We start from the raw sequence: 6852 nt of genomic DNA on the forward strand, positions 1-6852 counted from the left end.
GTTATTTTTTGGTCCGTTTCTGGGATGTCTTGAATACCTGGATGGCGCAGTAGGAGCCGCACATACTACAGGTGGGCCCTTTGTCGGAACCACCCTCGTGGCGGAAGCGGGCCGCCTTTTCCGGATCAAGGGACAGCTCGATCTGGCCCTTCCAGTCAAGGTTGTTGCGTTTTTTGGCCATGGCGATGTCCCGGTCAAGGGCGCCGGCCACCCCCTTGACGATATCAGCCGCATGGGCGGCGATCCTGGAGGCGATCACCCCCTCGCGCACATCGTCGGGATTGGGCAGCTTGAGGTGCTCGGCCGGGGTGACGTAGCAGAGGTAGTCAGCCCCGGCCGCCGCGGCAATGGCGCCGCCGATGGCGCCGGTGATATGATCGTAGCCCGGGGCGATGTCGGTGACCAGCGGGCCGAGCACATAGAACGGGGCGTTCTTGCAGAGCTTTTTCTGGAGCAGGACATTGGCCTCGATCTGGTCCATCGGCATGTGGCCGGGCCCCTCGATGATCACCTGAACCCCGGCGTCCCACGCCCGTTCGGTCAACTCGCCCAGGTGGATCAACTCCTGGATCTGGTTGCGGTCGGTGGCATCGGCCAGGCAGCCGGGCCGGATGCCGTCGCCCAGGCTCAGGGTCACCTCATGTTCCTTGAGGATGGCGAGCAGGTCGTCGAACTGCTCGAACAGCGGGTTCTCCTTGTTGTTCCTGGTCATCCAGTCAATGGTAAACGATCCGCCGCGGCTGACCACGCCCAGCAGCCGTTTCTGGCTCTTGAACCGCTCCAGGGTGTTGCGGGTGATCCCGCAGTGGATGGTCATGAAGTCCACCCCGTCGATGGCCTGTTTCTCAATGGTCTTGAAGATGTGGTCCACCCTGACGTCGGCGATCTGTTTTTTCTGCTCTTCCACGGTCTCGGCAACCGCCTGGTAGATGGGCACCGTGCCCAGGGGCACCGGACAGTTGGCCAGGATCCCCCGGCGCACCGCGTCCAGGTCGCCGCCCATGCTCAGATCCATCAGGGTATCGGCGCCCGCCTTGACCGCAACGCATAGTTTCTGCATCTCCCGCTCCAGCTCGGGAAAATCCTTGGACGAGCCGATATTGGCGTTGATCTTGGTGGCCAGCCCCTTGCCGATGGCCATGATCTTTTCAAAGTTATGGTGTTTGTTTCTGGGAATGGCGATGGTGCCGGCTGCCACCCCGGCCATCAGGGTCTGGGGATCGATCCCCTCATGTTCGGCGCAGGAGGTGAAAAGGGGGGTCTGTTCCTGGTTTACGGCATCTTCACGTATGCTCATCAATCTTTCTCCACAATGTGGTCTGCGGCAACCAGCCGCTTCGGCTGATCTCAATAAGGGAGGTCGGAAGAAGGGGGTTGCGCCGGGTTATCTGCTGAACGTTGCCGGGTGTCCCGGTGCGGGGTAAACCGGGCCGGGATTTTTATATAGAAGGTATAACCAGGGTTCGTTGCGGCAACCTGTTTTTTAGAATCCCAGAGGATACCAGTGGCCTGGCCCGCATGTCAAGGTAATAGGTCCAAACCAGGGCCGGCTACGAAAAGCGCGTCCCCCCGGGTCAAGCCCGGATGGCGCGGCCGGAAGGAAAGAGAGTGACGCCCGGCTCAGGCGGGCACGGCTGTCCTGGTCCGGCCGGCGGCCGGTTCCTTAAAGGTGAAGGTCAATTGGTCGCCTTTAAGACCCACCCGCACCTCGCCGCCCCGGGTGAGCCGGCCGAACAGGATTTCCTCGGTAAGGGTGTCGCCGATCTCCTTCATGATCAGCCGGCGCAGGGGCCGGGCCCCGAACTCGGGTTGATAGCCCTTTTTTGCCAGCCAGGTGCGGGCCTGGTCGCTGAGCTGGATGGTCACCTTTTTCTCGGCCAGCTGGAGTTCCAACTCCACCACCATCTTGTCGACGATCCTCTTGGTGACCTCCATCGAGAGGGCGTTAAACGAGACGATCGCATCGAGCCGGTTGCGGAACTCCGGGGAGAAGAGGCGGCGGATCGCCTTCTGGTCCTTGCCTTTCTGGGTGCTGCCCATGAAACCGATCGGCCGCTCGCCCAGTTCCCGGGCCCCGGCGTTGGTGGTCATGATCAGGATAACGTTGCGGAAATCGGCCCGGCGGCCGGCATTATCGGTAAGGGTCGAGTGGTCCATCACCTGGAGCAGGATGCTGAACACGTCCGGATGGGCCTTTTCGATCTCATCCAGCAGCAGGACGCAGTAGGGATGCTTGCGGATGGCATCGGTGAGCAGCCCGCCCTGGTCAAAGCCGACATATCCCGGAGGGGCGCCGATCAGCCGGGCCACCGCATGTTTCTCCATGTATTCACTCATGTCGAAACGCTCGAAGTGGATTGACAGGGCCGCGCTTAACTGGCGGGCCACCTCGGTCTTGCCCACCCCGGTGGGCCCGGCAAAGAGAAAGGAGCCGGTGGGCGAACCAGGATGACCCAGCCCGGCCCGGGACCGTTTTACCGCGCTGACCAGGGCCGCCACCGCCTGGTCCTGGCCGAAGATCACCGTCTTGAGCACGGTGGCCAGGTTTTTGAGCCGGCTGATCTCGCCGCCGGTACTGGTGGTGGCCGGTACCCGGGCCATCCTGGATACCACCGCCTCCACGTCGCGCACGGTGATTATCCGTTTTTTGCGGCCCTTGGCGTGCTCCTTGAGCCGGAAGGCGGCGCCGACCTCGTCGAGCACGTCGATTGCCTTGTCCGGCAGGAAACGGTCGTTCAGGTAGCGGCCGGCCAGTTCGGCGGTGGCCTTGAGTGCTGCCCGGGAATAGCTGATCCCGTGGTGTTCCTCGTAACGGGACTTGAGCCCGCGCAGGATTGCAATGGTCTCAGCCTCCGACGGCTCGCTGACATCGATTTTCTGGAAGCGCCGGGCCAGGGCCCGGTCCTTTTCAATATGGTTTTTGAACTCCTCGTAGGTGGTGGAGCCGATGCAGCGGAGTATTCCCGACTGCAGGGCCGGCTTGAGCAGATTGGAGGCGTCCATGCTGCCGCCGCCAGTGGCGCCGGCCCCCACCACGGTGTGGATTTCGTCAATAAAAAGGATGGCGTTCTCCTTTTTCTCAATGGCGGTGATCACCGCCTTGAGCCGCTGTTCGAAATCACCGCGATACTTGGTCCCGGCGAGCAGGCTGCCCATCTCCAGCAGGTGGATCTCCGCCCGGCGCAACAGTTCCGGCACCAGGTTATCGTGGATCCTGAGGGCCAACCCCTCGGCCAGGGCGGTCTTGCCCACCCCTGGTTCACCCACCAGCAGCGGGTTGTTCTTGCGCCGCCGGCAGAGTACCTGCATCATCCGCTCCAGTTCGGGCCGGCGGCCGATCAGGGGGTCGATCAGGCCCTGGGCCGCCCGGCTGGCAAAGTTCACCGTGTACTTTGCCAGGGTGGCGTCAACCGGGTTTTTTTCTTCAGGCTTGGTTTCCGGTGTCTTTTCGTCGCCGTCGGCCGGGCCGTGGGAGATCTGCTCCACCACGTTCATCCGGTGCAGCCCCTCGGACTGGAGAAAGTAGACGGCGTGGGAATCAGGCTCGGAAAAGATCGCCACCAGGACATCGCCGGCATCCACCTCCTGCTTGCCGCAGTTCCGTACATGGCCGATGGCCCGTTGCAGGACCCGGTTGAAGCCGATGGTCTGGGACGGCTCCCGGTCGGCCGGGGTCCTGATGATCGGCAGTTCGCCGGCAAAAAAGTCTTCAAGCCGTTTTTTGAGGTTGTCGACACTGCCGCCGCAGTTGGTGATGATCCGGACGGCGAGCCGGTCCCGGAGCAGTCCGTAGAGCATGTGCTCCACGGTGACGAATTCGTGGCTGTGGGTCTTGGCCTCGCGGATGGCCATAACCAGGGCCATCTCCAGTTTACGATTAAACATAAGGCTCGTGTCTCCTCCCTGTTGCTGCGCAAGCGGGTCTTTTACTTTTTATTCCCCGTGGTGGGCGGCAGGGAACTCATACTTTCTCCATGCTGCATTTGAGCGGATATTCGTTCTGGCGGGCCAGTTCGTGGACCACCGCGACCTTGGTTTCCGCCACCTCCCGGGTGTAGACCCCGGCCACCCCGATTCCCTGCTGGTGTACGTTGAGCATGATCCTGGTGGCCTCGGCCGTTGATTTCCGGAAGATCTTTTCAAGGATGATCACCACGAACTCCATGGCGGTGTAGTCGTCATTGTGGAGGAGTACCTTGTACAGCGGCGGCTCGGCCACGTCCTGCTTTTTTTCGGTTACGACCCAACCTTCGAATTCAGGGTTTGTTCTGCCCATTTTTTTGAGAAAAGTTTGCGTGGGGAACGGTATGCGCCGCCGCCTAAACAAGGCCGCCGCAGCGTTGGTATTCAGGATCCTGTCTGGACCAGATCATATAAATTGTAATCACTGGCCCGACGGATTGCCATTGGTTTTAAGAGATTTTTTTACACGGACGGGCGCCTTGCCTCTGCCGGCGGCCGGATCAGGGCCAGCAACAGGTTCTCCAGGATAAGCGGCCCGGGCACGGCCGAGCCCTTGAGGCGGTATTCGGCCTCGAGCAGTCGGCGGAGCGCCGACTGGAGCAAGGGCCGGCTGAATTTTTCCGCCTGGAGAAACTGCATGTACAGGGCATAGGGATGGCCCTGCCAGAGCGAGTCCCAGTCGTTGCGCACGGTTTTGAGGTTGGGTAAATAGTCGCGCTGAAAGGCGGGAAACGACATGCCCCTGGAGTAGCGGGGCTCGGCCGCCTCTTGAAACGAGCGGAGGAGCAGGAGTTTTCTGATATGGTTGCGCAGGGTGGCCAGGATGACCAGGGCATGAATCCCGTTTTCCTGGAGCCGGGCCGCGATGAGCAGGGCCCGGTCCAACTGCTGCCGGGTAAAGGCATCGGTGAGTTCATACAGGGCCTCCTCCCGGGTCCGGCCGATCACCGCATCCACGTCAGCCGGGGTGATGGTGGTTGCCTTGCCCACCGACAGGGCCAGCTTCTCGGTCTCCAGCACCGCGGCCACCGGATGGAACCCCACCCGTTCAAGGAGAATCGCCTCGGCCCGGGGGGCGAGTTTCTTGTCAAACCCGGCCAGGGTGTTCCGGACCAGTTCCTTGATCACTGCTTCCTGGTTTTTGCGCGCCGCGCTGCTGCCGCCGCTGTCCACCGCCAGGTCGATGACCACCCCCTGTTGTTCGACAAATTTATAGAGCCGCTTACGTTTGTCCACCGCCTCGGCGGCCAGGATCAGGATGTTATCCGTGGGAATTCCGGCGGTAAAGGCATTGATGAAAAGATCGGCCGCATCACCCCCGGCCACCTGGACCTGTTCGGCCTTTGCGGCTTTACGTTCCGGCAGTTCCTTGACCCAGGCGAGATCGGCCTTGGGTTTGGCAAATCCGAACAGGTTCTTCCAGCGGGCCGCGGCAAGGGCGCCGATCTCCCGCTGATCAAGCTTTACCGCGGCAGGGCCGGCCGATTCCAGCATCTGCCCGAGATAGCGGCCGGCCTTGTCCGGTTGCTTGGCCGCCATTGCCTTGGCCGCCTTGTCCCACAGGGTCCTGGCCACCCCTTTTGAAAAAAACAGTTTCGAGTCAATGACCCGGAAGAGGCGCCGGCCCGGGAACAGGCTGTAGGTGCGGATCAGGTTCAGGGTCTTGCTGAAATCCTCCTGATCGCCGTCGATGTGGTGGATCTGATTCCGGTGGGTTTTCGGGTCGGGAAGCAGCCGGTCGACCAGTTCGCCGATTGCCTGACGACAGAGATAACGCTCCCCGAAAACCAGGTAGAACTGGGCAATGTCGCCCCTGGTTACACTGTTATAGAGTTTGGCCAGATCGTTGCGTTTGTAAACCGGCATGGTCTGCGGACAGTGAAACTGTGAATTGTGAAAAGTTATTTATTAATTGTATCAACGTTTTATAGTCATTTCACATCTTGCATTTTACATTTAACCATTACCTGATCTTAATACAACATCTCGTGAATGCCAACCAGGGTTACCCGGTCGGCCAGCTGGTCCTGGAATTCGCGCAGGGCGGCGAGGGTGGCGGGATAGGGGTGGCCGATGCCCACGGCCCGGCCATATTTTTCCGCATGGGCCACCAGTGCCTCAAGCTGGACCATGATCTTTGTCCTGTCCTGGACATTGTCAAGGAAGATATGCCGGCGGGCGGTCTTGATCCCCATGGCCACGGCCAGGCCGGCGCCCGTGCTGTTGGCCGAGGTGAGGCTGTCGATAAAAAAAAGGTTTCTCTGCTTGAGCATGGTCAGCAGGGCGGTCATGGCTTCCGGGTCTTCACTGAAGCGGGAGCCCATGTGGTTGTTGACCCCGATGGCGGTGGGGACCCAGGCCAGATCGGCGTCCAGGTTCTGCTCAAGCTCTTTTGTGGACATCTTCAGCAGCAGGGCGCCCGGACCTGGATCCCATTTGTGGTCGGACGGTTCCATGGGCAGGTGGAGGAGTACGTCGCGGCCCAGGTCATGGGCCTTCCGGGCCGTGACGGTCGTAAAGGGGCCAAAGGGAAGAAAGGAGAAGGACAGGTTGCTGTCAAGGTCCAGAAACTGGTTGTCAAGCCTGCGGTGGAACCCCATGTCATCGATGATGATCGCCAGCCGTGGTTTTTCAGGCATCGACCCGGCCCGGGAAGGCGGGGCCGGGGATTCGGCGGAGTCCGGCGATGGCGTGATCTTCACCGCCGCCGGGCGCAGAACCGGCAATGATCGGGCCGGGGGAGACGGGCCCGGTGTTCTGGTTGCCGGAGGAGTGCGGAGAAAGATAACATAGCCGGTGACCGCCAGGGTGACCGTGGCCAGTAGGACGAATAATGCCGGCGCCAGCCAGGCCTTATTGAAAAGAACGCGGATGGGTTTTTTTTTCTTT

The 6852-nt window shown here is 61.0% G+C and carries 5 protein-coding genes; all 5 read right to left on the reverse strand.

The annotated features are described in order from the left end of the window. Position 1: 1 nt before the first annotated feature. Positions 2-1297 (reverse strand): phosphomethylpyrimidine synthase ThiC, encoded by a 1296-nt coding sequence (gene thiC, locus L3J03_05805; protein MCF6290491.1) that lies wholly within the window; start codon positions 1295-1297, stop codon positions 2-4. A 323-nt stretch (positions 1298-1620) separates the two neighbouring features. Beyond that, the gene (gene clpA, locus L3J03_05810) at positions 1621-3885 is read right to left on the reverse strand and encodes an ATP-dependent Clp protease ATP-binding subunit ClpA (protein ID MCF6290492.1); all 2265 of its coding nucleotides are present in this window, start codon (positions 3883-3885) and stop codon (positions 1621-1623) included. Between the two features lie 76 nt (positions 3886-3961). Beyond that, complete coding sequence (gene clpS / locus L3J03_05815; protein ID MCF6290493.1) at positions 3962-4276, reverse strand: ATP-dependent Clp protease adapter ClpS; 315 nt, start codon at positions 4274-4276, stop codon at positions 3962-3964. 149 nt (positions 4277-4425) lie between these two features. Beyond that, on the reverse strand, positions 4426-5829 hold the full coding sequence (locus L3J03_05820) for a DNA polymerase III subunit delta (GenBank protein ID MCF6290494.1): 1404 nt from the start codon (positions 5827-5829) through the stop codon (positions 4426-4428). Positions 5830-5936: 107 nt separating this feature from the next. Beyond that, the coding region (locus tag L3J03_05825; GenBank protein MCF6290495.1) for a divergent polysaccharide deacetylase family protein at positions 5937-6852 on the reverse strand (916 nt) is incomplete at its 5' end.

The organism is Desulfobacterales bacterium, from assembly GCA_021647905.1.
GTDB lineage: Bacteria > Desulfobacterota > Desulfobulbia > Desulfobulbales > BM004 > JAKITW01.